The following is a 25,700-nucleotide window of genomic DNA, read 5'->3' as shown; positions in this document are numbered from 1 at the left end:
GACCTGGAGACCGATGTCTTTCCGCACGACCAGCGCTTTCGACTACGTCGAGGACGTCTCACCCGGCAGCGGGGCCCTTCCGCCCCGCGCCTGGTACGCCTCCTCCGACGCGAAGGCCCTGCCCCTCGACGGCGCCTGGCGCCTTAGGCTCTCGGCGACCGCCGACGCCGAGGACGACTCCTTCGCCGAGGAGGGATACGACGCCGACGGCTGGGCCGAGGTCACGGTCCCCGGGCACTGGGTCCTCCAAGGAGACGGGGCCTTCGGGCTGCCCATCTACACCAACCACCTGTACCCCTTCCCGGTGGACCCGCCGCACGTCCCGACCGAGAACCCGACCGGTGACCACCTGCGCGTCTTCGACCTGCCGGAGGACTGGCCCGCCGACGGCGGTGCCGTCATCCGGTTCGACGGTGTCGAGTCCTGCGCCCGGGTGTGGCTCAACGGCACGGACATCGGCGAGTTCAAGGGTTCCCGCCTCGCGCACGAGTTCGCCGTCGGTCATCTGCTGAAGCCGAAGGGCAACGTCCTCGCGGTCCGGGTGCACCAGTGGTCGGCCGGGTCCTACCTGGAGGACCAGGACCAGTGGTGGCTGCCCGGGATCTTCCGCGAGGTGACCCTGCTGCACCGCCCGGCGGGCGCCGTCCTCGACTTCTTCCTCCACGCCTCCTACGACCACCTCACGGGCGAGGGCACCCTGCGTGTCGACTCCGACGTCGACGGACGGGTGCTCGTGCCCGCCCTCGACATCGATGTCGCCACCGGAGAGTCCGCCACCACGCTGGTAGCCCCATGGAGCGCCGAGAGCCCCCGGCTCTACGACGGCGAGCTGGTCACCGAGGGCGAGCGGGTCCCGCTCAGGATCGGCTTCCGTACGGTCGTCCTCGAGGACGGTCTGATCAAGGTCAACGGCAAGGCGGTCCTGTTCAAGGGCGTCAACCGGCACGAGTGGCACCCGGAGAAGGGCCGCACGCTCGACCTGGAGACCATGCGCGAGGACGTGCTGCTGATGAAGCGGCACAACATCAACGCGGTGCGCACCTCGCACTACCCGCCGCACCCGGCCTTCCTGGACCTGTGCGACGAGTACGGCCTGTGGGTCATCGACGAGTGCGACCTGGAGACCCACGGCTTCACCGAGCAGGAGTGGCGGGACAACCCCGTCGACGACGACCGCTGGACCCCGGCCCTCCTGGACCGCGCGGCCCGCATGGTCGAGCGCGACAAGAACCACCCCTCGATCGTCTTCTGGTCGCTGGGCAACGAGGCCGGCACCGGCCGCGGCCTGACCGCGATGGCCGAGTGGATCCACGGCCGGGACTCCTCGCGCCTGGTGCACTACGAGGGCGACTGGAACTGCCGGGACACCGACGTGTACTCGCGGATGTACGCCAACCACGCCGAGGTCGAGCAGATCGGCAAGGATCTCGACGGCGGCACCCACAAGCGCCGCGGACTCCCCTTCATCCAGTGCGAGTACGGCCACGCCATGGGCAACGGCCCCGGTGGCATCGCCGACTACCAGGAGCTCTTCGAGAAGTACGATCGTCTCCAGGGCGGCTTCATCTGGGAGTGGATCGACCACGGCGTCAAGCACGCCGAGCTCGGTTACGCCTACGGCGGCGACTTCGGCGAGGAGCTGCACGACGGCAACTTCGTCTGCGACGGCCTGATCTTCCCGGACCGCACGCCGTCCCCCGGTCTGATCGAGTACAAGAAGGTCATCGAGCCGGTCCGCATCGACGGCGCCGACGGCACCGTACGGATCACCAACTCGTACGACTTCGCCGACCTGTCCCAGCTCGCCTTCGAGTGGTCGTACCAGGTGGACGGCGAGACGGTCGAGGCCGGCACGCTCTCGGTGCCCGCGCTGGCACCCGGTGATTCGGCGGACCTGAAGCTGCCGGAGCCGCCCGCGCACGAGGCCGCGGAGGCGCAGTGGACGGTGCGGGCGCTGCTGGCGTCCGACACGGCCTGGGCGCCGAAGGACCACGTCGTCGCGTGGGGCCAGTTCCCGGCGACCGCGCCCGTACGGCCCTCCGTCGCGCCCACCGACCGGCCGGTGCGCGGCGAGCGGCTGATCACTCTGGGCCCGGCCACCTTCGACGCCCGTACCGGTGCCCTCAAGGCCATCGGTGAGTTCGCCGTCGAGGCTCCGCGGCTGGACGTGTGGCGGGCGACGACCGACAACGACGAGGGCACGGAGTGGGACTCCGGCATCCGCTACAGCACGCTGTGGCGGACCCTGGGTCTGCACCGGATGCGGCACCGGCTCGACTCGGTGGAGCTCGGCGAGGACGCGCTGACCGTCCGCACCCGGGTGGCGCCCGCGGCCCGTGAGGTGGGCCTGGGTGTGGACTACCGCTGGACCTCGGACGGCTCGCGGCTCCGCCTGACGGTGTCCGTCGGACCCGAGGGCGAGTGGACCCAGCCGCTGCCCCGGCTCGGCGTCCGGCTCGGACTCCCCGAGGCCGACCAGGTGAAGTGGTTCGGCGGCGGCCCCGGCGAGGCCTACCCGGACACCAGGAAGGCGTCCATGGTCGGGCGCTGGCAGGCGAGCGTGGACGAACTGCAGACGCCGTATCTGCGCCCGCAGGAGAACGGCGCCCGCGCCGACGTCCGCTGGGTGGAGCTCGGCGGTCTGCGGATCGAGGGTGACCCGGAGTTCTCCTTCACCGCCCGGCGCTGGACGACCGAGCAGCTGGACGCGGCGAAGCATCTGACGGATCTGCGGGCCGGTGACACGGTGTGGGTCAACCTCGACCACGGCCACCACGGCATCGGGACCGCGTCCTGCGGTCCGGGCCCGCTGCCGCAGTACCGCCTGCGGGCCGAGCCCGCGGAGTTCTCGTTCGTCTTCTCGGTGCTCCCCCGATGACCTCCTGGTGATTGATTAGTCCAATTCACCAGTGGATTAATCCATTGCCAATGTGATCGGGATTCTGCGACGGTCATGGTGTACCCGCGGCCGGTCGGCCCTCCAAGCCGACCGGCCGTAACTCTTGTTCCCAACAAGGGAGTTCACAGCGTGCCCGGAAGCATCGAGGTTCGCGGCCTGTCCCGCACCTTCCACACCACCGTCCGTCGCCCCGGCCTCGCCGGCACCCTTCGCTCCCTGGTCAACCCGGAGCGGGTCGCCAAGCACGCCGTCTCGGACATCACCTTCGACGTGGCGCCCGGCGAACTCCTCGCCCTGCTCGGCCCGAACGGCGCCGGCAAGTCCACCACCATCAAGGTGCTCACCGGCATCCTCACGCCCACCTCCGGCGAGGCCCGGGTGGCGGGCGTGGTCCCGTACCAGGATCGCGAACGCAACGCCCGTAACATCGGCGCGGTGTTCGGGCAGCGCACCCAGCTGTGGTGGGACCTGCCGGTGCGCGAGTCGTTCTCGATCCTCAGGGACATCTACGAGGTGCCGAAGGCCGAACACGCCGCGCGCCTCAAGGAGTTCGACGACATCCTGGAACTGTCCACGTTCTGGGACACCCGGGTGCGCCATCTCTCCCTCGGCCAACGGGTGCGCTGCGACCTTGCCGCCGCGCTGCTGCACGACCCGCCGGTCGTCTTCCTCGACGAGCCGACCATCGGCATGGACGTGGTGGTCAAGGAGCAGGTGCGGGAGTTCCTGCGCCACCAGGTGGAGGAGCGCGGCCGTACGGTCCTGCTGACCACCCACGACATGACCGAGGTGGAGCGGCTCGCGGAGCGGGTCGTCCTGATCAACCACGGCCGGCTCGTCCTCGACGGCAGCCTCGACGAGATCCGCCGCAAGTTCGGCTCCACCTGGCAGGTCCGCGCGACCCTCGCCGACGCGCACACGGACGTCGTCCCGCTGCCGGGGATCGCGGTGCTGCGCAAGGAGGGCCCGCAGGTCGTGTTCGGCCCCGAGAGCCCCGACGGACCGGACTCCCCCACCGTGCACCAGGCCCTGAAGGCGGTCATCGAGCGGTACGAGGTGACGGGCGTCGCCATCGACGAGGCCGACCTCGAAGACGTGATGCGGGCGGCCTACGTCCACGTCGGGGCGGTCTGACATGGCCGTCCTGCACGCCTGGCGCGCCGCCCGCGTCACCCCGCTCGGTGAGCTGCACGCGCCGCCCCGGATGACGGCCGTCCTGGTCCGCCTGGCCGTCCAGGTGGTCCTGGTGGCCTCCCTGTGGCACGGTCTGTACGCACACACCGGCACGACCGCGGGCCTCACCGAGGGCCAGGCGGTCACGTATGCCGTGCTGGCCGTACTCGCCTCCCGGCTCAGGGAGTTGGACCAGTACGCGGGCCGGGACACCGTGCTCCAGCACATGCACTTCGGCACGATCGTCTACTGGTATCTGCGCCCGCTGCCGCCCCAGCGCTACCACGCGCTGCGCGCCCTCGGCGAGCAGGTGTACGGCTTCGCGTGGGCGCTCGGCGGCTATCTGGTCTGCCTGGCGGCCGGGGTGGTGGACCCGCCCAAATCGGCGGCCGTGGCAGGGGTGTTCGCGCTGAGCCTGCTCCTGGGCCAGTGCGTCCTGTACTTCGTGCTGCTCGCCCTGGACCAGCTGTGCTTCTGGACGGTCCGCAACAACGCGGCGATGCTGATCCTGATCTTCGCCCAGAACCTGCTGTCCGGTGTGTACGCGCCGCTGTGGTTCTTCCCGGACTGGTTCATCACGCTGAGCGGATTCCTGCCGTTCCAGGCCACGTTGAGCGTGCCGCTCTCGATCTACATCGGGCGCATCCCGCTCTCCGACGCCTTCGGGCAGCTGGCGATCCAGGCGTTCTGGGTCGTGGCGCTCTTCCTGTTCACCCGTTTCCTGTGGCGGCGGGCCGCCCGCCGCGTCATCTCCCAAGGAGGCTGAGGCCAGTGAACGGCATGCGGATCGCGTGGCGCGTCACGCGTCTCAACTTCCGTGCCCAGCTGGAGTACCGCACCGAGTTCCTGCTGATGATCGCGATCGGCGCGATCTGGCAGGTGTCGGTGATCGTGTTCGCCACGGTGCTGCTGACCCGGTTCACCGGGATGGGCGGCTGGGACAGCTCGGAGGTCCTGCTGATCCCGGCGACGCGGATGCTCGCGCACGGACTGTTCGTCCTGCTGCTCGGCCGGGTGCACGGCGCGGGCCGGCAGATCCAGGAGGGCAGGATCGACATCTATCTGACCCGCCCGATGCCGGTGTACCGCCAACTCCAGCTGGCCTTCTTCCCCACCAACGCGATCGGCGACCTGACGGTCGCGGTGGGCCTGATGATCGGCGCGCTGAGCCGCAGCCAGCTGGACTGGACACCGGGCCGGGTCTCTTACCTGATCGCCGCGATCATCGGCGGCATGTTCCTGGAGGCGGCCCTCTTCACGGCGATCACCTGCGCGGCACTGCGCTTCCCCGCCGCCGACTACTGGAGCCGCTGGCTGGAGGAACTCCTCGGCACCTTCGGCAGCTATCCCCTGAACGTCCTCCCGAAGGCGGTCGGCGGCCTCCTCACCTTCGGCCTCCCCCTCGCCTTCGTCGCCTACTTCCCGGCAGCGGTCCTGACCGGCCACGGCCACGACACCGGCGTCCCGTACTGGCTGGCGGCGGTGTCGCCGCTGCTGGGCCTGGTGGCGTACCTGGGGTCGCGGGTGCTGTGGCGGTGGAGTCTTCGGCATTACGCGGGGGTCAACGGGTGACGTCGGCCCCTGACCGGCGGACGCGGTCTCAGGCCCGCCGGACGGGGGTGAACAGAGCCGTGACGGCGATCAGTACGCAGCACGCGCCGGCGGCCACGCCGACCGGGGCCGTGCCCTGGTGTTCGGCGGCCCAGGTCAGGACGGCCGCGCCGATCGGGGCCGCTGAGTAGTGGAGGGTCCAGAAGGCGGCGGTGACCCGACCCAGGAGCGGTTCCGGGGTGACCTCCTGGCGCAGGGACATGGAGCAGGTGCCCGCCACGGCGACGCAGGCCAGGAAGGCGGCGCTCAGGGCCGCGACGACAGGCACGTCCCGCGCCCAGCCCATGCCTGCGAAAGCGAGCCCGCACACCGCGACCGCGGCCGACCAGGTCACACCAAAGCCGAGTCGGCGGCGGGCCCGGGCCACCAGCAGGGCGCCGGTGATCGTTCCGAGGGCGCCGACGGCCATGACGGTGCCGACCACGTCGTCGCCGTGGCCCAGGTCGTGCTTGAGGTGGTAGATGATCAGGTCGTTCAGGCCGAAGGTGAGGAAGCTGAAGACGAACAGCAGCGCGGTGAGCGTACGCAGGACGGGATGGCCGCGCAGGAAGCGCACTCCGGTGCGCAAGTCCCGCCACAGGCCGGTGCGTTCACCGTCGGCTCCGACGGGCCGCGCCCGGAACCGCACGAAGGCCGTGCACAGCGCCGACACCCCGAAGCTCGCGGCGTTCACCCCGACGGCGGCGGCCGGTCCGGTCCAGGCGGCCACCATGCCCGCGCACAGCGGGCCCAGTACGCCGGCCGCCGCCGCGGTCGCGTTCAACCGCCCGTTGGCCTCGGTCAGTTGCGCGGTCCCGACGAGACTCCGTACGACGGTGACGTAGCCGACGGCGAACAGTGTGCCGACGGCCTCGCACAGCGGCAGGACCGCGTACAGCAGCCAGACCTGCGGCCCGAACAGCCACACCACCGGGATCACGCCGTACAGCACCAGGCGCACGAGGTCGCAGCCGATGAGCAGCCGGCGCCGGTCGACCCGGTCCACCACGACCCCGGCGAACACCGCCGCCACGACCGCGGCGGCCCCGCCCACCGCCGTCAGCAGCCCCATCCGCGCGAGGGAGCCCGTGGCCTCCAGCACCAGCAGGGGCAGGGCGATCAGGGCGAAGGAGTCACCGAGGACGGAGAGGGTCTGGGCGGCCCAGAAGACGCCGAAGTCCCGTTGCCGCCACAGCGGGGGCGGCTGGTCGCCGGACTTCGGGGAAGCCGTACCGGCATCGGACTCTCCGTCCCGCCGCGCCTCGTACGCCATGCCCCTCCCCGGGTCCCGGACAACCTGGGCAACCTTAGGGCCGCGGACACCGGCACGGAAACGAGTTTCGGCGTCCGCGTCCCGTGCCCTGACATAGCAGGATGTGGTGCGACGGGAGCCCGCCTGGTCCGTCCGCCAGAAAGAATGTCTTCTTTCGTGCAAGGACTTTCACGGTCATGTCAGTGATCTGTGCTGGGCGCCGGTGCCGTAGACGAGCGCACGATCAGCTCGGGCGAGAAGAAGAGTTCCGTTTCGGATACGTCCCGGCCCCGGATGAGGCCGATGAGCATCTGGACGACCGCCGCCGCGATGCGTTCGGTGGGCTGTCTGACGCTGGTGAGCGGCGGGTCGAAGAACTCCAATGGCAGGGCATCGTCGTAGCCCACGACCGACAGGTCGGCGGGGATCTGCAGTCCTGTCCAGCGGGCGGAGCGGATGGCGCCCAGGGCCATTTCGTCGCTGGCTGCCACGATCGCCGTGACCGCAGGGTCCTCACACAGCCGGGAGGCGGCTGAGACGCCTCCCTCGACGCTGTATTCGTGCCGCACGACCGGGGCGTCGGGGCCCGTGGCACCGCGCGACTTCATCGCCGCCAGGAAGCCGTCGACGCGACGGTCACTGGGGCGGTTTCCCTTGGGTCCGGCGATCAGTCCGATCCGTCTGTGGCCGAGCCGCCACAGGTGATCGACCGAGATTTCGGCGGCCAGCCGGTCGTCGGTGGACAGGACGGGAGCGTTGCTGCCGCCGGCTGCGCCGTTGATGCACACGTAGGGCACGGCCCGGCTTTCCAGGAGTCGGTAGACACCGGGATCGGCGTTCTCCAGCGTGTTGCTGGCGGACACGAAGATCGACCCCACGGCGCCGGCGTCCAGCATGGCCGAGGCGAAGTCGAGCTCCTGGGCTCCGCCGACGGGAGCGGAACAGACCACGCCGCGCAGGCCGTGCATGCCCAGTCCCACCACGATCCGGTCGGCCATCTGCGCGAAGAACGGATCGACCAGGCCGGGAGTGACGAGCATGACCAGGCTGCCGGCGTGCGCGCGGACGTACCCGACCGTACGCATGGCCTCTTCGACGGCCTTGCGCGTGCCGGTCGCGACCGTTCCGCGGTTGTTGATGACCCTGCTGACGGTCGCCTCGCTGACGCCCGCCGCCTGGGCCACGTCTGCAATACCGATCCGCGCCATCCACTTCCTCCACCAGCATCAACGTTCGTCCGCGCGGCGATTGTCCACCGCGTCGAGCCCTCACCTGCATGCAGGCAGGCTGCGGGGGTTCTGCCGTGCGGGGTGCGCCGACGCCGACCGCAGCACATATTTCCAGCATGCTCGATCAGTGAAAGTTCTTGCACTCAACACGACACAAGATTACCGTCCTCGCCATGAGTGCAGTGCGCTGTCCGGGCCTTGCCGAGGGCATCCGCTTCCGCTGCTCCGACCCGCACCTGGAGCAGAGCTCCGACTGGGTCGTCTCCTCGACGGCGCCGACTGGTTCCGTACCTGGTGGTCGATCTACCTGCCGCTGTCCAAGCCCATCGTCATCGCCTCCGCCGTCCGGCAGTTCATGGCGTCCTGGAACAACTTCCTGGCACCCGCGATCTGCATCTCCAACGACCAGCTGAAGACGCTGCCGCTCGCGCCGGCAGGCTTCTCGTCCGTCAACGGAACCAACGCCCCCCTGCTTCTGGCCACTTCGATCGTCGTCGTGCTGCCCTGCATCCTCATCTTCTTCCTGGCGCAGCGGCACATCGTCGGCGGCATCTCCTTCACAGGATCCAAATGACACGCACGCTCCCCGCCGAGGACACGCCCTGGCTGCCCGGCGTCCCCCGGCATCAGACCGCCCGACGCCTGCCCCTGCCCGACGGCGCCGCGCAGGGCCTTCGCGCCCACACCGTCAGCGCGGACGAAACAGCCATGGTTTTCGCCGACTGTCTGCTCGAGGACGAAGACTCCACCCTGCGGATCCGCCTGCGGGGCAGCGGCCCGACGACTGCCACCCTCCTGATGCCCGCACCCGACGCGGTCGCCCTGTGGCTGCCCGGCAGTTCCCGCGACCAGTCCACACTGCCCCCCTCATGGGCGGACGCCCTGCCCATCACCCCGTTGACCGGCTCGGCGCTCGGCTGCCTGCTGGGCCGCAACGACCGCCCCCTGGTCACCTTCGGAGCCCGTTCAGGCAACGGACACCTGTCCATGCGGGCCGGAATCGTCGAAGAGACGGCCGAGTTGCTGCTCTCCTTCGAGGCCGACCTGGCCGACGGTCCGCTGGAGATCGTCCTCAATGCGACAAGCGACCCCTTCGAGACCGCCGTCGCCGGCGTCGGCCACGCCCTCGGCCTGACCCGTCCCCCGGTGAACGCTTCCGAGTACGCCCCGGTGCTGAGTACGTGGTACGCCTTCCATCAAGGCCTCGACGCACAACGCCTTCTCCACGAAGCCCGAACCGCGGCGGACATGGGCTTCGGCACCCTGATCATCGACGACGGCTGGCAGAACGACGACTGCGACCGCGGATACGGCACCTGCGGAGACTGGACACCCCACCCAGCCAAAATCGCCGATCCCGCCGCGCTCGTCCGCTCCGTCGCAGAGATGGGGATGCGCACCCTCTGGTGGATCGGCACCCCCTTCCTCGGACACCGATCCGATGCCTACACCACCGGCCTTCCCGTCCTGTACGAGGAGCCGGACATGGAGGCAGCCGTACTCGACCCCCGCTCGCAACGCGCCCGCCACCACCTGACCCACCGGCTCACACAGCTCATCCGCACCACCGGTGCCGCCGGGCTGAAGCTCGACTTCCTGGAGCGGTACGCCAAAGACACCGCCGCGGCACCTCCCGACGACGCGGTGGACACATCCGTCCCGGCAGCAGCACTGAGTCTCCTGGACGACATCCGCAACGCCCTGACGCCGTACGTCCCTGCACCGGCGTTCGAGTTCCGGGAACCCTACATCTCCGCCGAGACCGTGGAGCGCGCCACCATGCTGCGCGTATCGGACTGCCCCCTGAGCCCCGTCATCAACCGCGTGGGCATCGTGGACCTGCGCCTGACAACGAACGGGATCGCCATCCACAGCGACCCCATCATGTGGGGCGACGCGGACAGCCCGGAGCGCGTCGCACAGCACCTGCACAGCAGCCTGTTCGGTGTGCCACAAGTCTCCGTGGCACTCACCCGCCAGACCACCCGACAACTGGCCGCGCTTCGTTCCTGGATGCGTCTATGGACGGAACACAAGGACGTGCTCCTCCACGGCACGCTGCGCGTGACCGGGATCGCCGGCAACTACTCCACCGTCGAAGCGAGCCGAGACGGTGTCACCATCACCGCCCAGTACGCTCCCGCCTTCTCCGACGCCCCGCCCTCGGCTCACGCCTGGACCGTGGTCAACGCCCACGAGGGTGAAGTCGCCGTCCGCTCCGCCCGGGCCCGCACCGCACGGTTCTCCATCAGCGACTGCACGGGCAACACGACCGAACAAGGCACAGCCACGCTGGCCGGTCTGTCCGTCTTCGACGTGCCGGCCGGCGGGATCGTGCAGTTCTCATTCCTGTCGTAGCACCGCCCCTGGCCTTGGCCTCAGCGACGAGGCGACCGGCCGACCACGAGATCACCCGACCGAGGCGCCGACCTCGAACTCACGCCCGCCAACCTGCGGCCCCAGGCCTGGCCCGGTGCTTCGACGTAACGGTGGGTCAACAGGCACACGGGCAACAACGCCGCGAAGAAGGCCACTTCGAGCACGACACTGTCCTGCCGCCGTCGGCCGATCGTGCCGTCGATCACCGCCAGCAGGACCGGATGCACCAGATAGACCGAGTAGCTGATCGTTCCCAGTCCGGTCAGCACCGGCGGTACGCGTCGACCGCGCGCCGCCAGTCCCACGCCGAAGGTGAGCACAGCCAGCAGGAACGCGACGATCCAGCCGCGCCGCACGAAGTGGTCGTCGCTGCCGGACCAGTACGCGCTCCCCACGGCACAGACGACCACCAGGACGGCGGCGCCGGCTGTACGGCGCCAGGTGCTCTGCCCGTTCTCGGCACGGTGGACGGCGGTGCCGAGGAACATCACGGCGAGGATCACCAGGCCCTCCCACAGCGGGACCGTGCCGTTGAACGGGACCAGGACGAGCGCCGGCACCCCGCCCAGCACACCCCCGAACACCCGGAGCCCGGGTGAGCCGGCGCTCGCACAACAGATGGCGACCCCCATGGTGATCGAAGCGCACACGATCAGCGGGCCGTGGGGCGGTACAGCTCTGGGATGCCGGGACCGGCGATCGCGAGGCCTCACTGCCGCTCGACACGGACCGGGCTCCCACAGGAATGCAGCCCCCGTCCCGATTGGCCACCTTGCGGCCGTGGGGTTCGACCCGACCGGCCGCGCCCTGGCTGCCAGGTCCGTCAAGAGGGGGGCGATCGAGGTCCGGGACGTCGCCACGGGCCGACTTCGCCTGAGCCGTGCCCTGGGCGCCGACGACACGGCGCTCTTCAGTCCCGACGGGACACGGCTCGCCGTCGTCGATTGGCAGGGGACGGTACACCTCTTGAGCGCCCCGCTACCTGCACGACAAGGCCACGAAAACCGGCTGTCGGCGGGCGGCGCCATAGGAGGAGTCAGTCGGGCGCATGCCCCCACTCGGAGCGCCGACCCACAGTCTTGTACGCCCCGCCCTCCTTCGTCCGCGTCAGTGATCGGCGCAGCACGGTGTCGGGTCCGGCACCTCGAAGGGGACGAGAGTGCCGTGCGCGGCGGGCATCGCGGTCAGCACGAGGGCGCTGTCCTGCCATTGGGGGCGTACGTGGCTCCTCGTCACTATCCGTGCGTTGGGGTCGGGTTGGCCGGGGGCGCCGAGGACCGCCACACGGTCGATCGCCGAGCGGGCGAGCAGTTCCATGATCGTCAGTGTGCCGGTGAGGGACTCGACGCCCGGGTAGATCACCGCGCGGCCGATCGCGTCCGGGGCGCCGTCGGACACCTCGTGCCCTCGTGCCGTCAGCCGCTCCCGGGCGGTGCGCAGGAGCGGCGACGGCGGCAGGGCGAGGGAGACGGCCACCCGCGGACGGTCCCCGCGCACGAGGTGCGTGCAGCCGAACACGTCGTTGGGAAGGGCGAGTTCGGCAACCAGCTCGTGGAGCAGGTGATCGGCCGCGCGCAGGTCGCGGATGCCCGCGTCCACGGTGAGGACGTACGGAGTCACGAGGGCAGGACCCACACCGGGTTGGAGTAGAACCACAGATCGCGCCACGGGTCGGCATCGCCGAGGACGTCGATGGCCGGGCCCGCCGGGTCGACCGCCGCACCCATCGGACCGACGCCGGACCGGTTGCCGTCGGTGCCGCGCAGACGGACGTACAACGGGCGGTCCACTCGGCCGAGTTCGTACGTCAGGCGGACTGTGCCGGCCGTCTTGTCGATGTCGTACGACTTCACGACCTTCGCCGTCGGAGCGGTGAACGTGTCCTGGTCGGAGACCGGGCCGGTCACATCGCCCCGGATGACGTCCACGCGGGCCAACGTGGGGGTGAACCCAGCCCAGTTGGGGCCGCCGGCGAGGGCCACGTCGACGCTGAGCGTGACAGCCGCACCCTTCTTGACGTGCAGCGCGCCGCCGAGCGTGGCCCAGCGACTGCCACCCGAGACGCGTACGTCGAGGCCGCTGATCAGCTGACCGTGGTCGACCCAGACGCGGCCGGCGCGAATGCCGTCCATGACCGCGGCGTACGAGAAGCCGTCCGCACCGACGTGTGTACGGCTGTACTGGCCGGGCCAGTAGTCGCCCTGGGTGATGTCGATCCGCCCGCCGTAGACCGGGTCCTGGTAGCGGCCGTCGGTGTTGAAGTCACCGCCGGGGCCGCGTACCGCGGTGTCCGCGTACACCTGGTGGGAGTCGGAGTTGGCGGTGATCCACCAGGGCTTGCCCTCGGCGAGGAGGCTGTCCCACAGGCCGCCGACGGTGGCGGTCATCCAGTCGAAGCCGCCCCACGTGCGGTAGCTCTCCAGCGGGTAGCCCGCGAAGGAGTTGGCGCCGGGGCTGTTGTCGTAGATGCCGCGGGCGCGGGCCATGCCGAGCGGGGCGGGCAGGCCGGCGGCCTGGTGGCCGGGTGCGCCCTCGAAGCCGACGGCGATCTGGAGCCCGGGGTCAGTGGCGTCGCGCCAGGCGCGGATCTCGTGCGGGGAGTCGACACCGCGCCGCGCCGGGTGGTTGGCGAGCATCAGCGCGTCCCTGACCTTGCGGCGGCGGACCTGATCGCCGAGGAAGGCGAGTCCGGCGACGGCGAGGGCCTCGTTGGCGGGCGTCGAGTCGGAGGCGTTCTTCACGCTGCCGTCGTAGTCGGTCTCGAACTGCTTGAGGACGGACACCTCGTTCCGGCCGGGGTGCACGAAGACGGTGCCGTGCTCGGCACCCGGGATGTTCCACTCCAGGCCCTGGAAGACGAGTGTGTCCTCGTAGGCGTCCCGGGCCGCCCTGATGTCCGGGTTCACCTTGTCCACACCGATCTTGGCGTGCGTCGCGCTCCCGTGATCGGTGATGACCAGCCAGTCCATGCCGTGCCGGGCGCCTTGGCGGACCTGGTCGACGACGCGGTACTTTCCGTCGCTGCTGTACTGCGTGTGGATGTGATGGTCACCGGCCAGCCAGAGGAAGCCGCCCGTGCGACGGCCGTTGGTGGCCGCGTAGGCCGGCGTGGCCGCCGTCGTGCCGAGGACGCTCCCGGCGGTCAGCCCCGCCCCGAGGAGTCCGGCGCGGCGCAACAGCGAGCGGCGCGACTGCTGTTCCGGGTTGAGGGCGTCGTCCGGAACGGACGGGTCGAAGGCGGCGGGCAGGGGTGCGGTGGACGTGTGTCCGTGGTCGTGCTCGTGGTCGTCGTGTCTGTGATGGTGATGCCCGTGCCCCATGAACGCCTCCTGGATGCCACGCCTGCTACGGCACCTCTGCGCCGCCTGTGGAGGATCGAGGCGAGACATGAACTCGGAACGTCCTGAAGGTGATCAGAGTCCGACCCGGGCACGGCGGCTCACATCGCGAGGGATGACGAGTGCGGCCCGCAGCGTCACCGGGCCGTGCCGTGAGGCGGTCACGGAGCTCGTCAACCGGCCGTCACATTGCTCGTGATCAACCGAAGCAGCTGCTTCACCACGGCATCCTGCTCCGGCGTCAGCCCCATCGCGTCCCCCATCGCGGACGGGCACCGACCGAGCCCTCTCCCGCCGCCGCCGAGGCCGCCATCGCCCAGGCGGTCAGCACACTCCGCACGGCTTTCGCGGCTTCCTGATCTCCCGACCGCCGCCGCACACCAAGGCCCCGGACTCGAAAGTCCGGGGTCTTTTCCTATGGAGCCCAGTACCATGCCTAGGAACCCTAGGTTTACGGAGCACGCATGACCCCCCGCGCAGGTCTCACCGCCGACCGCCTCACCGAGGCCGCCGCCGACCTCGCCGACGAGATCGGCTTCGAGAACATCACCCTGGCCGCCCTCGCCAAACGCTTCGGCGTGAAGGACGCGAGTCTCTACTCGCATGTCAGGAGCCTCCAGGACCTGCGCACCCGGCTCGCCCTGCTCGCCGGCGGGGAGTTGATCGACCGGATCGCCGTCGCGGTGGCGGGGCGGGCCGGGAAGGACGCGCTGGCCGCCTTCGCCGGCGCCTACCGGGCGTACGCGCTGGAGCGGCCGGGGCGGTACGCGGCCACACAGATCCGGATCGACCAGTCGCTGATCGCCGGCACCCCCGCGCTCCACCGGACCGCCGAGATCACCTACGGCATGCTCCGGGCCTACGGCCTCGCCGAACCCGATCTCACCGACGCGGTACGCCTGTTGCGCGCCACCTTCCACGGTTTCTGCGCCCTGGAGTCGGCGGGCGGCTTCGGCGCCCCCCGCGACGTACAGACGTCCTGGGACAGGGCGGTCGACGCCCTGCACGTGGCACTCGAGAACTGGCCCCAGAAGGAGAGCACCGATGACTGACCCGCACTACGACATCACCGGCCACGGCCCCTTACTGCTGCTGCTCCCCGGCGGCGCCGGACACCCGATGGGCCTCGGCCCGATGACGGAGTCGCTCGCCGCCCACTTCACCGTCGTCACCTACGACCACCTCGGCCTCGCCCACGGCCGCCTCGGCGAACCCGTCGAGGACCAGCGGGTCCAGGACTGGAGCGACGGTGCGCGGCGGGTGCTCGACGCAACGCTTCCGGAGGGCGGGACGGCGTACGTCCTCGGCACCAGCGCCGGGGCCATCGCCGCGCTCGATCTGCTCGCCCGGCACGCGGAGCGGCTGCGGCACGTGGTCGCGCACGAGCCGCCGTGTGTGGGGGTGCTTCCGGACGGGGCGCGGCAGCAGGCCGCGTTCCGGGAGATCTGCGACGTCTACCGGGCCAAGGGGCTCGCGGCGGCGGGCGCCCTGATGACCGCCGTACTGGAGGACCGGGCGGTGGGGGAGCTTCCGGAGGGCCAACCCCTCAGTCGCGAGATGGAGTTGGTGAACCCGATGGCGCTCGCCCTCGCGCATGTCCTCGGTCCCTTCACGGCGTACGTCCCCGAAGCGGACCCCTCGCAGGCCCGCCTCACCGTCGCCGCCGGGACCGACTCCCGCGGTCACCTCCTCCACCGAACCGCCGAGTTCCTCGCGAAGGCGCAACAGGCCGACTTCGTCGAGTTTCCCGGTGGTCACCTCGGCATACTCCAGCACCCGTCGGACTTCGCCGACCTGCTCACGCGGACGTTGCTCGGGACCGGCGTCCGGTCATGACAGGTCGCCGAGCGCGTCGGCATAGTACGTGGATTCACTGAGGTGCAGGGCGAGTTCGCGGAAGGTCCAGCCCGCACCGGGTGAGTGGTCGAGCTGGTGCTCGGTGAGGGCGTCGAGGCGGTTGGCCCAGATGCGGGCGAGCCGGGTGAGACGGCTGCGGGCCTCGTCCAGATCCTCCTGGGTGAAGGGCGCGAGGTCGGCCGCGGTGGTCGTCGTGGAGGCGTGCCAGTGGTCGGGCTGCGGGGTCTCGCCCGCGAGCCGCGCCTCCAGCTCGGCGAGGTGGTCGATGAGATGGTCGGCGACCCGGCGGATCGCCTTGTGCGGGGTGTGGACACGGTCGTCGGCATGGACGGGCCTGCCGTCCCAGGCGGTCCAGGTCTCGGCGAGGACCAGCACGTGGTGGACCATGCCGGTCACGGCATGGTCGGGCGTCTGCTGCGGGTGTTCGGTCATGCGGGCACGCTAGGCGGGTGTCGCTTCGGTGCCGGCCGAAGTGTGGTGCCCCCGACGGGCACGGGGCCGGCCTCGGTCCTCCCCGACGCCACGCCGACCTGGGCGTACGTCCTGGTCTTACCGTCGTACGCGAAGCCGCTGACGGGCGCGTCACCGACCTCGACGGGCTTGCGGATCGCCCGCCTCAAGCCCTGAGCGGTGCGAGCCGCTCGACCATGCGCCGCATGACCTCCGGCGGCAGTGCCGGGTTCCGGGCGGCGGTCTCCGCGGAGCCGTTGCCCTGCCGAAGCAACCGGACCAGGAGGCGGGCCGGCAGGTGGGGGTGGCGAGCGGCCGCGCTACGGATGTGTTCGTGCGGGTCCTCCAGCAGTCGTGCCGCGGCCGTTGGAGAGAGCCGCGGGTCGGAGACGGCCCGGCGGCGCACTTCCTCACTCCTGTCCCGGCTGAACCGTTCGACCAGCTCGGGCGTGGACTCCGGGTCGTCGAGGGCCAGTCGGCGCATGCGGGGGTTCGGGTCGTCGGCGTACCGCAGGAGGTCGTGGCGGGGGAAGTTGGGGTGGCCGCGCGGCCGGTCCGGGCTGGTGAGGCTGCCGTCCCACCACTGCCACACCCGCATGAGCATGTCGGCGGGCGCGTCGTCGCAGGACTCGGCGAGGAAGAGCTGGACGACACGGTCCTCGTCGTCGGCGAGACGGGCCACGGCGTCCGGGGGGAGATGCCGTGCGCGGGCGACGCTTCTGCGGACCAGGGGGTGGGAGGAGGCCGCCAGGCGGCGCATGGCGTCCCGGTCGTCGTGCAGGGCGACGACCCAGTCGAGCGGGAAATAGTGGCCGCCCGGATCGAAGTCGTAGAGGATTCGGGCCCGTTGTTCCTCGGTGAGGTCGGCTCGCGTCGAGATCTCGAACCGCACGCCGGCGTCGGGATCCTCACCGAGGAGACCGATCAGGTCTTGGGCGAGCCCCGGGTTGCGGGCCAGGGAGCGGCGCTCGGCCGACTCCCCGTGCCGTGCCACGTGCTCGGCGAGCTCGCGCTCCAGGAGGCAGGTCCCCAGTGCGTCCGTCTTGACGTCCAGTGTTTCGAACACCGACCGGGGCATCGGGTGCTCCTGATGGTGCATCAGTAGCGCCCGCGCCCGCGCCAAGTCGTGGGAATCGGCCAGGAGCGCGCCCCGCGCCCGGGCGTCGAGGTGCGGCCAGGCCGCCGTGCAGGCCGCGTAGCGCACGCGGCCGTCGGGGTCGGCGGCCAGGGCGACCGACAGGGAGGCGGGCAGACCCTTGAGGCGGGCGGTCTCGGAGCGGACGCGCGGGGACGGGTCGGCAGCGAGTCCCCGGCACGCGTCCTCAGGAAGTTCTGCCGAGCAGTCGGCGGCCAGCATGGTGAGGATCCACCGCTGTCGTTCATCCCGCTCCGCGAGGATCGCGCGGCCCCACTGCTCGGGCGTGATGTTCGGCTGAAGCTCGAGCGCCCGCATCCGCAGCTCCCGGTCCGGGTGGTCCAGGAGGGCGTCCACGGCGTCCGCCGGCAGCACGCGGTACAGCGCGTACGACGACCGCCCCACCAGAAGGGGCCACAGATCCCTCGGGGTTTCGGGATTGAGCGAGAGTCCGTCCGCCCATGCGTCCAGCAGCTTCCCGAGGGGCTTCGGCCCCTCGAACAAGGACACCCACGCGGCCGCCCGCTCCTCCGGTGTCTCCGCTCCGGCCGCCCGCGCGGCCTCCTCGTGGCGCTCCCTCAGCCGGTCGACCGCGACGAGCCAGACCGCGTACTCCTCGGTGGTGGCGCCCACCATCGTCTCCCCGTCCAGGGACAGCGTGAGGAACTCCGGCTGCCCGGGTCGCGGCCCCAGGACTCCGGCGAGATCCCAGCCGTCGGTGAGCCGGACCCGCATCCAACTCCGGTCCTGGTTACCGGAGAAGTCGATGAGGAACACCCCGTCGCCACCGAGGATCCCCGCATCGGTCGCCAACCGGTGCCATTGAGCGTTGAGTTCGGCGACCAGATCCGGCCGGTCGTCCGGGACCGCCACGGTCGGCTCGGTCTCCGACCCGATGACATGCCGCCACAGGACCGGAGGCGGCGACACCTCCTCGACCCGCCGCTCCCCCACGACCTCCAGCCCGGCCCGGCCCAGCAGTTCGACCAGTTCGTCTGCGCCACTCATGATCCTCATACTGCCCGAGACGGCTCAGTCCCCGGCGGTGATTTCCACTCCGGAGCCGTGCAGCCGAACCCGTGCCTCGGTGCCCCCGCTCCACGCCACCGTCAACTCACCGGTCCCTACTGCCCGTACGGTCACCGTCTCCTCCAACGGCACCGCATCCGCGTCGCCGGTGAGCCGGGCCAGCGCGACGAACAGCGTGTCCCCCTCACCCGTCACCCCGCTCAGTTCCGCGTCGAGGCCCACGGCGGGCAGCAGTTCGGCCCGCACACCATCCCGCACGCCCTCCCGCGCGGCCCACCCCGTCACCCGCACCGACGTTCCCGGCTCGGCCCCGGCCACGAGGAAGGCGCGTACCTCCACGGCTTCCCGCGCGAGCACGACGCTGGAGACCCGCGTACCCCCGGCCGCCGTGTGCCGGGAGGCCGCCCACCCCTCCCCCACCCCAAGCGGCTCGATCTCCGTACGGCTCGGATCGCCGTCCACGATCACGCTGTTGTCGTGCGACGTCGAGGGCTCCGTCACCGTGGAGTAGGCGAGGCGGGTGTAGTACGGGTCGTAGCGGACGTCCTCGCTGCCGTGGTTGTGGAGGCGGACGAGGCCGTCGGAACTCGTGGACTGCAGGAGCCAGTTGGGGGCGGTGATCGAGGTGACCGCGTCGGTGCGTTCGGCCGGGCCCGGCTCCTCCACCGCCGTCCACACCTCGTGGTCGGCCGGGAGGAGCAGGCCGAGGAAGCCCTTGCTCGCCCAGTACGGGGACGCCGGACCCGAGTAGCCCTGCAGGACGGCGGGGTCGGGGCCGTGCCAGCCGAGGGTGAGCAGGCCGCGGGAGTCCACCGCGCCCCGGTCCAGGAAGTACTTGAGGGCTCCGGAGGCCAGCCGCCGGGTCTCGCCGGGGGCCAGCGGGGTGTGGCCCGTCAGCGCGCCCAGCCAGAGCGGGGCGGTCGTCGCGAAGCGGTACGTCAGGGAGCGGCCCTGGTGCATCGGGGCACCGTCGGCGCCGAACAGGCGGGCGTAGTCCTCGAGATGGCGGGAGAGGCGGTCGCCGTACAGCGCCGTCAACCCGTCGTCCTGGGCCAGCCAGGCGTGCAGCACCGGGTAGAGGTGCATGGCCCAGCCGTTGTAGTAGTCGAACTTGCGGCCGTCGCCGTCGGTGTACCAGCCTTCGCCGACGTACCACTGCTCGATGCGCTCCAGGCCGCGGTCGATCGCCTTGCGGGAGGCCTCCGGCTCGTACCCGATGGACGACAGGAAGCCGGCGACCGTGACCGGGAACAGCTCCCAGTTGCAAGGCCAGGCCTCGGCGGTGAGGGCGTCGCCCAGCCAGGCCGCGGCGCGTTGCCGTACGGCGTCGTCCAGCCGGTCCCAGAGCAGCGGCTTCGTGATCCGCAGCGCGAACGCGATCGACGCCGCCTCCACCAACGGCTGGCCACGGTCCTCGATGCGGGGCCACACTCCCGAGACTCCGGCGGCGAGCCCGTCCGCGTACCGCTCCAGTGCGGGCCCGTCCTGACGGAGGGCCGCCAGCAGCAGCGTACGGGCGTAGCCCTCCAGCCCGTCGGAGAGGCGGCCGGACCAGCTCTGCCGGTCGCCGGGGAGGTGGTAGAGGGCGCGGTCCTCGGTGGCGTACGGCTCCACCGCGGCGAGCAGGGCGTCGGCGGCGGCCTCCCAGTGGGCGCGCGTGTAGCCGGTGTACGGACTGAGGGTGCGGTCCTCGGGGGGCAACTGCATCGGTTCTCTTTCTTCGACTCGCAGGCTCGCAGGCTCGCAGGCCGGGAGGCTCGCGGCTCACGTCACAGACCTGGGGCGCCCCGGTTCCGGTCGGGACGCCCCAGGCGTCTATCCCACCCGCACCAGCCCTGCGGGCACCAGCCTCTGCGCGACAAGTTCGTCGCGGACCAGGCCCGCGTACACGGTGGCGCCGTGTACGGAGGTGTGGGTGTTGTCCCTTTTCTCGTTGTAGAGATAGATCGCCTTCGAGCCCTCCACTCCCAAGGACTCCACCAGCGACTTCGTTTTTGCCGTCAGATCGATCAGCGGCACGTCCGCTGCCGCGGCCACCGAGCGGATCACCGCGGGATGGTCCACTCCGAGGCCGTTGACCAGCAGGGCCGTCCCGTTGTTCAGCGTGCCGTCCGAGTTGAACCAGCGTCGCACGATGGGCGTCACGAGGACAGGGTTCCCGCCTTTCTCCCTCACACCCGCGACCAGTGTCTCCAGGTTCGCCCGGTACGTCGCCTCGTCGGTCGTCTTGTCGTTGTGGGCGAGCTGGACGAGGACGAGGTCGCCGGGACGGATCAGCGGCTGGACCGTGGCCCACAGACGTGGCTCGGACAGATACGTCACCGTGCTCTCGCCGGAGTCGGCGTAGTTGGCCACGGACACGCCCTTGCGCAGGTACTGGGGCAGTTGCTGGCCCCAGCCGGAGTACGGGTCGCTGGGCTGGTCGCAGACCGTGGAGTCGCCGACCAGGAAGATCTGGCGGGTGTGCCGGGCGGGGGTGACCTTGATGCCGGCGAGCGCGGGGGCCGAGCCGCCCAGCGCGAGGTCCAGGCCGGGCGTGCCGTCCGGGCCGGTGGGCTCGCCCTCCGGGGTGCGGACGTTCACGGTGAAGCTGCGGGAGGCCCGTTCGCCGGCCGCGACCGCCGTCTCCGGCAGCAGTGAACGCCGGGTCTCGCCGCTGATCGCGGTGTGCGACTCCGCGTCGCCACCGAGCAGCACCTTCACGTCGTACGTGCCCGGCGGAACGTCGAAGTGGCAGCCGGCCGCGGTGCAGTTCTCGAGGCCCGGCGGACGTCCGGTGTGCGCCTGCGCGGGTACGGCCGTCAGGCCCGAGGCCAGCGCCACCGCGGCCAGCAGGGCCAGGTTGAAACGTCTCATTCGTGGTTCCTCCGTCAGGGGGACAACACCTGGCGCCGGACCGTACCGCCATCTGCAAGCGCTTTCTAGACCTTGGACCGTTTTCACAAGATTGCCAACTTCCAGCAAGCGAAAGCCCTTTCGCGAAATCGATTCAACTGTCACTCTCCAAAGCACCCGCACCACCCCCACACCTCCCGGAGGAGGCACCCCCACATGTCCGAATCCACCGTGAACAGACCGGTCGGACGCCGTACCTTCGTCCTCGGCACCGCGGCCGCCGCAGGGACGGCCGCGCTCGCCGGGCCGCTCGCCGAGACCGCGTCCGCAGCGACCTTCGGCTGGAGCGACGACGGCTCCAACTACGTCGTCGACACCGGCGCGAGCCTCGTCTTCAAGGTCAGCAAGACCAACGGCGATCTGACCTCGCTGGTCTACAAGGGCACGCAGTACCAGGGCTACGGCGGCAAGAACTCGCACATCGAGTCCGGCCTCGGCACGTCCACCGTGAGCATCAAGCAGTCCGGCACGACGATCCTGATCTCGGTCGCGTACGGCACGCTGAAGCACTACTACGCGGCCCGCAGCGGCGAGAACAACGTCTACCTGTGGACCAACAAGGCCGACGACTCGGTCTCGGCGACCCGCTACATCCTGCGCGTCAACGCGGGCAAGTTCCTCAACGACGAGCCCGACTCGTACACCTACGCGCCCACCACCATCGAGGCCTCCGACGTCTTTGCGAAGTCCGACGGCCAGACCCGCTCCAAGCACTACGCGAAGGCGCGGGTCATCGACTACAACTACGTCGGCTGGACCACCGGCAGCGTCGGCCTGTACATCGTGCGCTCCAATCACGAGAAGGCCTCCGGCGGCCCGTTCTACCGCTCTCTGCTGCGCCACCAGAGCGCGGACGGCGGCGGCCTGTACGAGATCCTGTACTACGGCGAGAACCAGACGGAGGCCCAGCGCTTCGGCCTCCAGGGCCCCTACGTCATCGCCTTCACCGACGGCGGAGCCCCCTCCTCCGCGCTGTACCCGGGGACCCTCACCACCTCGTGGGCGGACTCCCTCGGCATCTCCGGCTACGTGCCCGCGAGCGGCCGGGGCAAGGTCGCCGGCGTCGGCATCACCGGGCGGAACACGGCGTACGCGTACACGGTCGGACTCGCCAACTCCGCCGCCCAGTACTGGAGTTCGGCGCGGTCGTCGGACGGCTACTTCTCCATCGGGGGCGTGCTGCCGGGGACGTACACGCTGACCGTCTTCAAGGGTGAACTCGCCGTCCACACCGGCTCGGTGAGCGTCAGCGCGGGCGGCACGACCACCCTCAACTCCATCGCGATCCCGACCTCGAACGATCCGGGCAACGCGAGCGCGATCTGGCGCATCAACAACTGGGACGGCACGCCCGGCGGCTTCAAGAACGCCGACCTGATGACGTACGCCCACCCGTCCGACGTCCGCGCCTCCTCCTGGACCGGCAACGTCGTCATCGGCAGCGGCACCGAGACCTCGGCCTTCCCCTGCTATCTGTGGAAGGACGTCAACAGCGGGATCATCGTCTACTTCAAGCTGACGGCCGCCCAGGCCATCGCCGCGCACACCCTGCGCATCGGTGTGACGACGGCCTACGCCAACGGCCGCCCGCAGGTCGTCGTCAACGACACCTGGACCTCCGCCGTCCCCTCCCCGCCCACCCAGCCGAGCACCCGGTCGCTGACCGTGGGCTCGTACCGGGGCAACAACTACACGTTCACCTACAGCGTGCCGGCGTCCGCCTGGCTGACGGACACCAGCGCCTACAACACGCTGAAGATCTACGTGGCGAGCGGTTCGGGGTCGACGTCCTTCCTCAGTGCCGGCACATCGATCGACGCGATCGATCTGCTGGCCTGACGTCAGGTCCCGCGCGTCCACTGCTGGTTGGTCGCTCCGTTGCAGGTGTACGTGATGATCGCGGCGGAGTTGGCGGTGGACGCGCCGTTCACGTCCAGGCACTCGCCGGTGGCGCGGGCCTTGATGTTCACGTACGAGCCCGAGGTGACCACCGACCACTGCTGGGTGTTCGCGCTCCCGCAGTTCTCCTGGGTGACGTTCGTGGCGTTCTCCTGGAGGCACAGGGAGCTGCCGCGGCCGACCAGCTGGTAGTAGCCGGTGCCGAGATCCTTGAACCACCACTTCTGGTTGGCACCGCTGTTGCAGGTGTACTGGCTGATGGCGACGCCCTGCCACAGCGACTGACTGGCCACGTCCGCGCACTTGCCGCTGTTGCGGGAGACCAGCGTGTTGTACGTGGCACTGGTGCCGCTGATCGTCCCGGCCGCCGCGTCGATCGTGATCTGGGGATACCAGGACATGGACATCGTGGTGGAGGTGGGGAAGGTCAACGGCAGCCACACGTACCGGGAGTCGTTGACGGTCCCGCCGAAGGAGTTGCCCCAGCGGTCGCCCATGTAGAGGTACGAGGTGCCCGAAGTCCCCTGTACCGGAAGGACGTACGCGGTCTGCGAGTTGTAGGTCGTGGAGTCACCGACGTTCGCCATCGAGGTCCACGGTCCGGCGAGGGAGGTGGCGGTGGCGTACTGCTGCTGGTTGGCGCTCCAGCCGGTGGCGCCGGACGTCAGCATGAAGTAGACGCCGCCCCGCTTGAACAGGGCCGGGGCCTCGCGGTGTCCACCGACCCACGGGTTGGCGACCAGGCTGTCGATGCCGGTGTAGTCGGCGGTGAGCTTGTAGATGTGCAGGTCGTAGTTCTCGTTGGCCGCCGAGACCATGTAGCCGGTGCCGTCGGTGTCGACGAACGTGGTGATGTCGCGGGACATGTTGTCGCCCAGCGGCCGGAAGCTGCCCTGGTAGGTGTAGCTCCCGTCGACCGTGGAGGAGACGGCGACGGCGGCGCGGGCCTCGCTGTAGTCGCTGCCGTTCTCCTTGTGCATCCACATCACGAACTTGCCGGTGGACGCGTTGTAGACGACCTTGGGCCGCTCGATATAGGCGGTCCCCAACTCCGAGGCGCTGGACTGGGTCAGGACGTGGTTCCTGAACTCCCAGTTCTTCAGGTCGGTGGAGCGGTAGGCGTCCACGTACCGGAAGGTGTTGTCGGAATTGCGGTCCTCGCCGAACCAGTAGTAGTAGGAGCCGACCTTGATGACCCCGCCGCCGTGGGCGTGCAGGGCGTTGCCCGAGGTGTCCGTGAACTGGACGCCGTTGGGGATGGTCAGCGCGGCGGCCTGGGCCGGTCCGGCGGTCACCAGGGCGCCGGCCAGGGCCAGACACAGGGCGAGCAGGACCGCGTAAGCACGTCTCATGACGCAACCTCCGTGTCGGTGGCGGTGTCCGCCACCGGTATGCCGAAGTTCGGGGTGCCGTCCGTGTGCCAGCCGAGCTTCTGGACGCGGGTGTGGCGGTTGGGGTCGTTCAGCGGGTCGCCGACGATCTCCTTGTACTGGCGGGCGTGATAGACGAGGACGTCACTGCGACCGTCCTCGGCGACGGTGAAGCAGTTGTGGCCGGGGCCGTACTGCCTGGTGGTGTCGTTGCTGGTGAACACGGGGGTCGGCGACTTGGACCAGCTCGCCGGGTTCATGAGGTCGGCGTCCGCGTCGACCGTGAGCAGGCCCATGCAGTAGTGCCAGTCGGTGGCGCTGGCCGAGTACGACATGAAGAGCCGGCCGTTGCGGGCGATGACCGAGGGGCCCTCGTTGACCTTGTAGCCGATGCACTCCCAGTCGTACTCCGGGGTGGAGAGCCTGATCTGAGGACCTGTCAGGGCCCAGGGGTTCGCCATCCTCGACAGGAAGATGCCGGTGTTGTTGTCCAGGCCGGGCTCGTGCTGGGCCCAGGCGAGGTAGCGGCTGCCGCGGTGGGTGAAGGTGGTGGCGTCCAGGGAGAAGGTCTCCCAAGCCGTCCTGATCTGGCCCCGCTCCACCCAAGTCCCCTTGAAGGGATTGGCGTTGGCGTTCTCCAGGACCCAGATGCGGATGTCCCACACACTCTCGGCGGGCGCCGAGGCGAAGTAGATGTACCACTTGCCGCCGACGCGGTGGAGCTCCGGCGCCCAGATGTGGGCGCCCATGACACCGGTCGGGTGCTTGGTCCAGATGACGGACTCGTCGGCGGTCGCGAGGCCGTTCAGGGTGCGGGAGCGGCGCAGGATGATGCGGTCGTACTCGGGGGCGGTGGCGGTGAAGTAGTAGAAGCCGTCGGAGTGACGGTGGATGTACGGGTCCGCGCGGTTGCGGACGAGCGGGTTCACGAGGGGGGCGGCCTTCTTCGGGCGCGGTGCGGCTTCGGCGACCGTGGGGGTGGCTGCCAGGGCGCCCGCGGCCAGGGCACCTTTCAGCAGCAGTCGACGGTGGGGGACGTCGGGGGCGCGGCTCATACGGACTGCCTCTCGGAGGGGGGTGTCCTGAGAGAGATGTTCGATATTGAGAACATCTGTTGTTATTGCGAACAGCCGAAAGGTAAGGCTGGGGAACCAGGAGGTCAACGGGTCTGACGGGATCAGAAGAAGGCGCTTTCTGTTTCGGAT

General features: G+C 70.2%; 19 protein-coding genes and 1 pseudogene. 9 read left to right on the top strand and 11 right to left on the bottom strand.

The genetic code is table 11. The features are described from left to right. Nucleotides 1–13 precede the first annotated feature (13 nt). The 4 genes from BFN33_RS32345 to BFN33_RS32330 all read left to right on the top strand — a co-directional run bounded on the left by BFN33_RS32345 (nt 14) and on the right by BFN33_RS32330 (nt 5,644). Complete coding sequence (locus BFN33_RS32345; protein WP_069763721.1) at nt 14–2,878, top strand: glycoside hydrolase family 2 TIM barrel-domain containing protein; 2,865 nt, start codon at nt 14–16, stop codon at nt 2,876–2,878. 150 nt (nt 2,879–3,028) lie between these two features. Next, nucleotides 3,029–4,033, top strand: coding sequence for an ATP-binding cassette domain-containing protein (locus BFN33_RS32340; RefSeq protein ID WP_069763720.1), 1,005 nt, complete (start codon nt 3,029–3,031; stop codon nt 4,031–4,033). Nucleotide 4,034: 1 nt separating this feature from the next. Beyond that, nucleotides 4,035–4,838 (top strand): ABC-2 family transporter protein, encoded by an 804-nt coding sequence (locus BFN33_RS32335; RefSeq protein WP_069763719.1) that lies wholly within the window; start codon nt 4,035–4,037, stop codon nt 4,836–4,838. Between the two features lie 5 nt (nt 4,839–4,843). Continuing rightward, on the top strand, nt 4,844–5,644 hold the full coding sequence (locus tag BFN33_RS32330) for an ABC transporter permease (protein ID WP_069763718.1): 801 nt from the start codon (nt 4,844–4,846) through the stop codon (nt 5,642–5,644). Nucleotides 5,645–5,672: 28 nt separating this feature from the next. Here BFN33_RS32330 and BFN33_RS32325 read toward each other — a convergent pair whose 3' ends face one another. Together BFN33_RS32325 and BFN33_RS32320 are read right to left on the bottom strand one after the other, a co-directional pair. Beyond that, complete coding sequence (locus BFN33_RS32325) at nt 5,673–6,935, bottom strand: MFS transporter (protein WP_069763717.1); 1,263 nt, start codon at nt 6,933–6,935, stop codon at nt 5,673–5,675. 179 nt (nt 6,936–7,114) lie between these two features. Then, a complete protein-coding gene (locus BFN33_RS32320) occupies nt 7,115–8,122 on the bottom strand; it encodes a LacI family DNA-binding transcriptional regulator (protein ID WP_069763716.1) in 1,008 nt (335 codons plus the stop codon). A gap of 148 nt (nt 8,123–8,270) precedes the next feature. On the opposite strand from BFN33_RS32320, the gene BFN33_RS53330 reads away from it, so the two are divergent. Beyond that, nucleotides 8,271–8,717: an ABC transporter permease subunit gene (locus BFN33_RS53330; RefSeq protein ID WP_176742513.1), complete on the top strand. Its 447-nt coding sequence runs from the start codon at nt 8,271–8,273 to the stop codon at nt 8,715–8,717. Continuing rightward, on the top strand, nt 8,714–10,501 hold the full coding sequence (locus BFN33_RS32310; RefSeq protein ID WP_069763714.1) for an alpha-galactosidase: 1,788 nt from the start codon (nt 8,714–8,716) through the stop codon (nt 10,499–10,501). The genes BFN33_RS53330 and BFN33_RS32310 overlap by 4 nt, the downstream gene beginning before the upstream one ends. Nucleotides 10,502–10,521: 20 nt before the next feature. On the opposite strand, the pseudogene BFN33_RS32305 reads toward BFN33_RS32310, so the two are convergent. The 3 genes and pseudogenes from BFN33_RS32305 to BFN33_RS32295 form a co-directional block, all read right to left on the bottom strand. Further along, a pseudogene (locus BFN33_RS32305) lies at nt 10,522–11,184 on the bottom strand (acyltransferase family protein); the annotation flags it as partial. Nucleotides 11,185–11,629: 445 nt separating this feature from the next. Then, complete coding sequence (locus tag BFN33_RS32300; RefSeq protein ID WP_069763713.1) at nt 11,630–12,142, bottom strand: hypothetical protein; 513 nt, start codon at nt 12,140–12,142, stop codon at nt 11,630–11,632. Beyond that, the gene (locus BFN33_RS32295; protein ID WP_069763712.1) at nt 12,139–13,842 is read right to left on the bottom strand and encodes a PHP domain-containing protein; all 1,704 of its coding nucleotides are present in this window, start codon (nt 13,840–13,842) and stop codon (nt 12,139–12,141) included. Before BFN33_RS32295 ends, BFN33_RS32300 begins: the two co-directional genes overlap by 4 nt. A 482-nt stretch (nt 13,843–14,324) precedes the next feature. Here BFN33_RS32295 and BFN33_RS32290 point away from each other — a divergent pair, with 482 nt between their 5' ends. Both BFN33_RS32290 and BFN33_RS32285 read left to right on the top strand, forming a co-directional pair. Further along, nucleotides 14,325–14,912 carry a TetR/AcrR family transcriptional regulator gene (locus tag BFN33_RS32290; protein WP_069763711.1) on the top strand — a complete coding sequence of 196 codons (588 nt, stop codon included), beginning with the start codon at nt 14,325–14,327 and terminating at the stop codon, nt 14,910–14,912. After that, complete coding sequence (locus BFN33_RS32285; RefSeq protein WP_069763710.1) at nt 14,905–15,696, top strand: alpha/beta fold hydrolase; 792 nt, start codon at nt 14,905–14,907, stop codon at nt 15,694–15,696. The genes BFN33_RS32290 and BFN33_RS32285 overlap by 8 nt, the downstream gene beginning before the upstream one ends. On the opposite strand, the gene BFN33_RS32280 is transcribed toward BFN33_RS32285, so the two are convergent. From BFN33_RS32280 to BFN33_RS32265, 4 genes are all read right to left on the bottom strand, one after another. Then, a complete protein-coding gene (locus BFN33_RS32280) occupies nt 15,691–16,149 on the bottom strand; it encodes a hypothetical protein (protein WP_069763709.1) in 459 nt (152 codons plus the stop codon). The genes BFN33_RS32285 and BFN33_RS32280 overlap by 6 nt on opposite strands. Before the next feature lie 184 nt (nt 16,150–16,333). Next, the gene (locus BFN33_RS32275) at nt 16,334–18,310 is read right to left on the bottom strand and encodes a PE-PGRS family protein (protein ID WP_069763839.1); all 1,977 of its coding nucleotides are present in this window, start codon (nt 18,308–18,310) and stop codon (nt 16,334–16,336) included. Nucleotides 18,311–18,334: 24 nt separating this feature from the next. After that, nucleotides 18,335–20,038 (bottom strand): DUF2264 domain-containing protein, encoded by a 1,704-nt coding sequence (locus BFN33_RS32270; RefSeq protein ID WP_069763708.1) that lies wholly within the window; start codon nt 20,036–20,038, stop codon nt 18,335–18,337. Nucleotides 20,039–20,146: 108 nt separating this feature from the next. Beyond that, nucleotides 20,147–21,187, bottom strand: a complete 1,041-nt coding sequence (locus tag BFN33_RS32265) for a rhamnogalacturonan acetylesterase (protein WP_069763707.1) — start codon at nt 21,185–21,187, stop codon at nt 20,147–20,149. Nucleotides 21,188–21,382: 195 nt separating this feature from the next. Here BFN33_RS32265 and BFN33_RS32260 point away from each other — a divergent pair, with 195 nt between their 5' ends. Next, nucleotides 21,383–23,065 carry a rhamnogalacturonan lyase B N-terminal domain-containing protein gene (locus BFN33_RS32260; protein WP_069763706.1) on the top strand — a complete coding sequence of 561 codons (1,683 nt, stop codon included), beginning with the start codon at nt 21,383–21,385 and terminating at the stop codon, nt 23,063–23,065. A gap of 2 nt (nt 23,066–23,067) precedes the next feature. Here BFN33_RS32260 and BFN33_RS32255 read toward each other — a convergent pair whose 3' ends face one another. Together BFN33_RS32255 and BFN33_RS32250 are read right to left on the bottom strand one after the other, a co-directional pair. Next, the gene (locus BFN33_RS32255; protein ID WP_069763705.1) at nt 23,068–24,477 is read right to left on the bottom strand and encodes an RICIN domain-containing protein; all 1,410 of its coding nucleotides are present in this window, start codon (nt 24,475–24,477) and stop codon (nt 23,068–23,070) included. Beyond that, on the bottom strand, nt 24,474–25,550 hold the full coding sequence (locus tag BFN33_RS32250) for a family 43 glycosylhydrolase (RefSeq protein WP_069763704.1): 1,077 nt from the start codon (nt 25,548–25,550) through the stop codon (nt 24,474–24,476). The genes BFN33_RS32255 and BFN33_RS32250 overlap by 4 nt, the downstream gene beginning before the upstream one ends. Nucleotides 25,551–25,700 lie beyond the last annotated feature (150 nt).

Origin of the sequence: Streptomyces sp. LUP47B, assembly GCF_001746295.1 — a bacterium.
Taxonomy (GTDB): Bacteria; Actinomycetota; Actinomycetes; order Streptomycetales; family Streptomycetaceae; genus Streptomyces.
The sequence above is the reverse complement of the archived record's forward strand: the minus strand, read 5'-3'. Positions and strand labels throughout refer to the sequence as shown.

Coding starts and splice junctions, on each gene's coding strand:
- BFN33_RS32285 (WP_069763710.1), top strand. CDS start 14,905: ATGACTGACCCGCACTACGACATCACCGGCCACGGCCCCTTACTGCTG.
- BFN33_RS32320 (WP_069763716.1), bottom strand. CDS start 8,122: ATGGCGCGGATCGGTATTGCAGACGTGGCCCAGGCGGCGGGCGTCAGC.
- BFN33_RS32265 (WP_069763707.1), bottom strand. CDS start 21,187: ATGAGACGTTTCAACCTGGCCCTGCTGGCCGCGGTGGCGCTGGCCTCG.
- BFN33_RS32310 (WP_069763714.1), top strand. CDS start 8,714: ATGACACGCACGCTCCCCGCCGAGGACACGCCCTGGCTGCCCGGCGTC.
- BFN33_RS32275 (WP_069763839.1), bottom strand. CDS start 18,310: ATGAGTGGCGCAGACGAACTGGTCGAACTGCTGGGCCGGGCCGGGCTG.
- BFN33_RS32335 (WP_069763719.1), top strand. CDS start 4,035: ATGGCCGTCCTGCACGCCTGGCGCGCCGCCCGCGTCACCCCGCTCGGT.
- BFN33_RS32250 (WP_069763704.1), bottom strand. CDS start 25,550: ATGAGCCGCGCCCCCGACGTCCCCCACCGTCGACTGCTGCTGAAAGGT.
- BFN33_RS32260 (WP_069763706.1), top strand. CDS start 21,383: ATGTCCGAATCCACCGTGAACAGACCGGTCGGACGCCGTACCTTCGTC.
- BFN33_RS32270 (WP_069763708.1), bottom strand. CDS start 20,038: ATGCAGTTGCCCCCCGAGGACCGCACCCTCAGTCCGTACACCGGCTAC.
- BFN33_RS32295 (WP_069763712.1), bottom strand. CDS start 13,842: ATGGGGCACGGGCATCACCATCACAGACACGACGACCACGAGCACGAC.
- BFN33_RS32345 (WP_069763721.1), top strand. CDS start 14: ATGTCTTTCCGCACGACCAGCGCTTTCGACTACGTCGAGGACGTCTCA.
- BFN33_RS32280 (WP_069763709.1), bottom strand. CDS start 16,149: ATGACCGAACACCCGCAGCAGACGCCCGACCATGCCGTGACCGGCATG.
- BFN33_RS32255 (WP_069763705.1), bottom strand. CDS start 24,477: ATGAGACGTGCTTACGCGGTCCTGCTCGCCCTGTGTCTGGCCCTGGCC.
- BFN33_RS32290 (WP_069763711.1), top strand. CDS start 14,325: ATGACCCCCCGCGCAGGTCTCACCGCCGACCGCCTCACCGAGGCCGCC.
- BFN33_RS32325 (WP_069763717.1), bottom strand. CDS start 6,935: ATGGCGTACGAGGCGCGGCGGGACGGAGAGTCCGATGCCGGTACGGCT.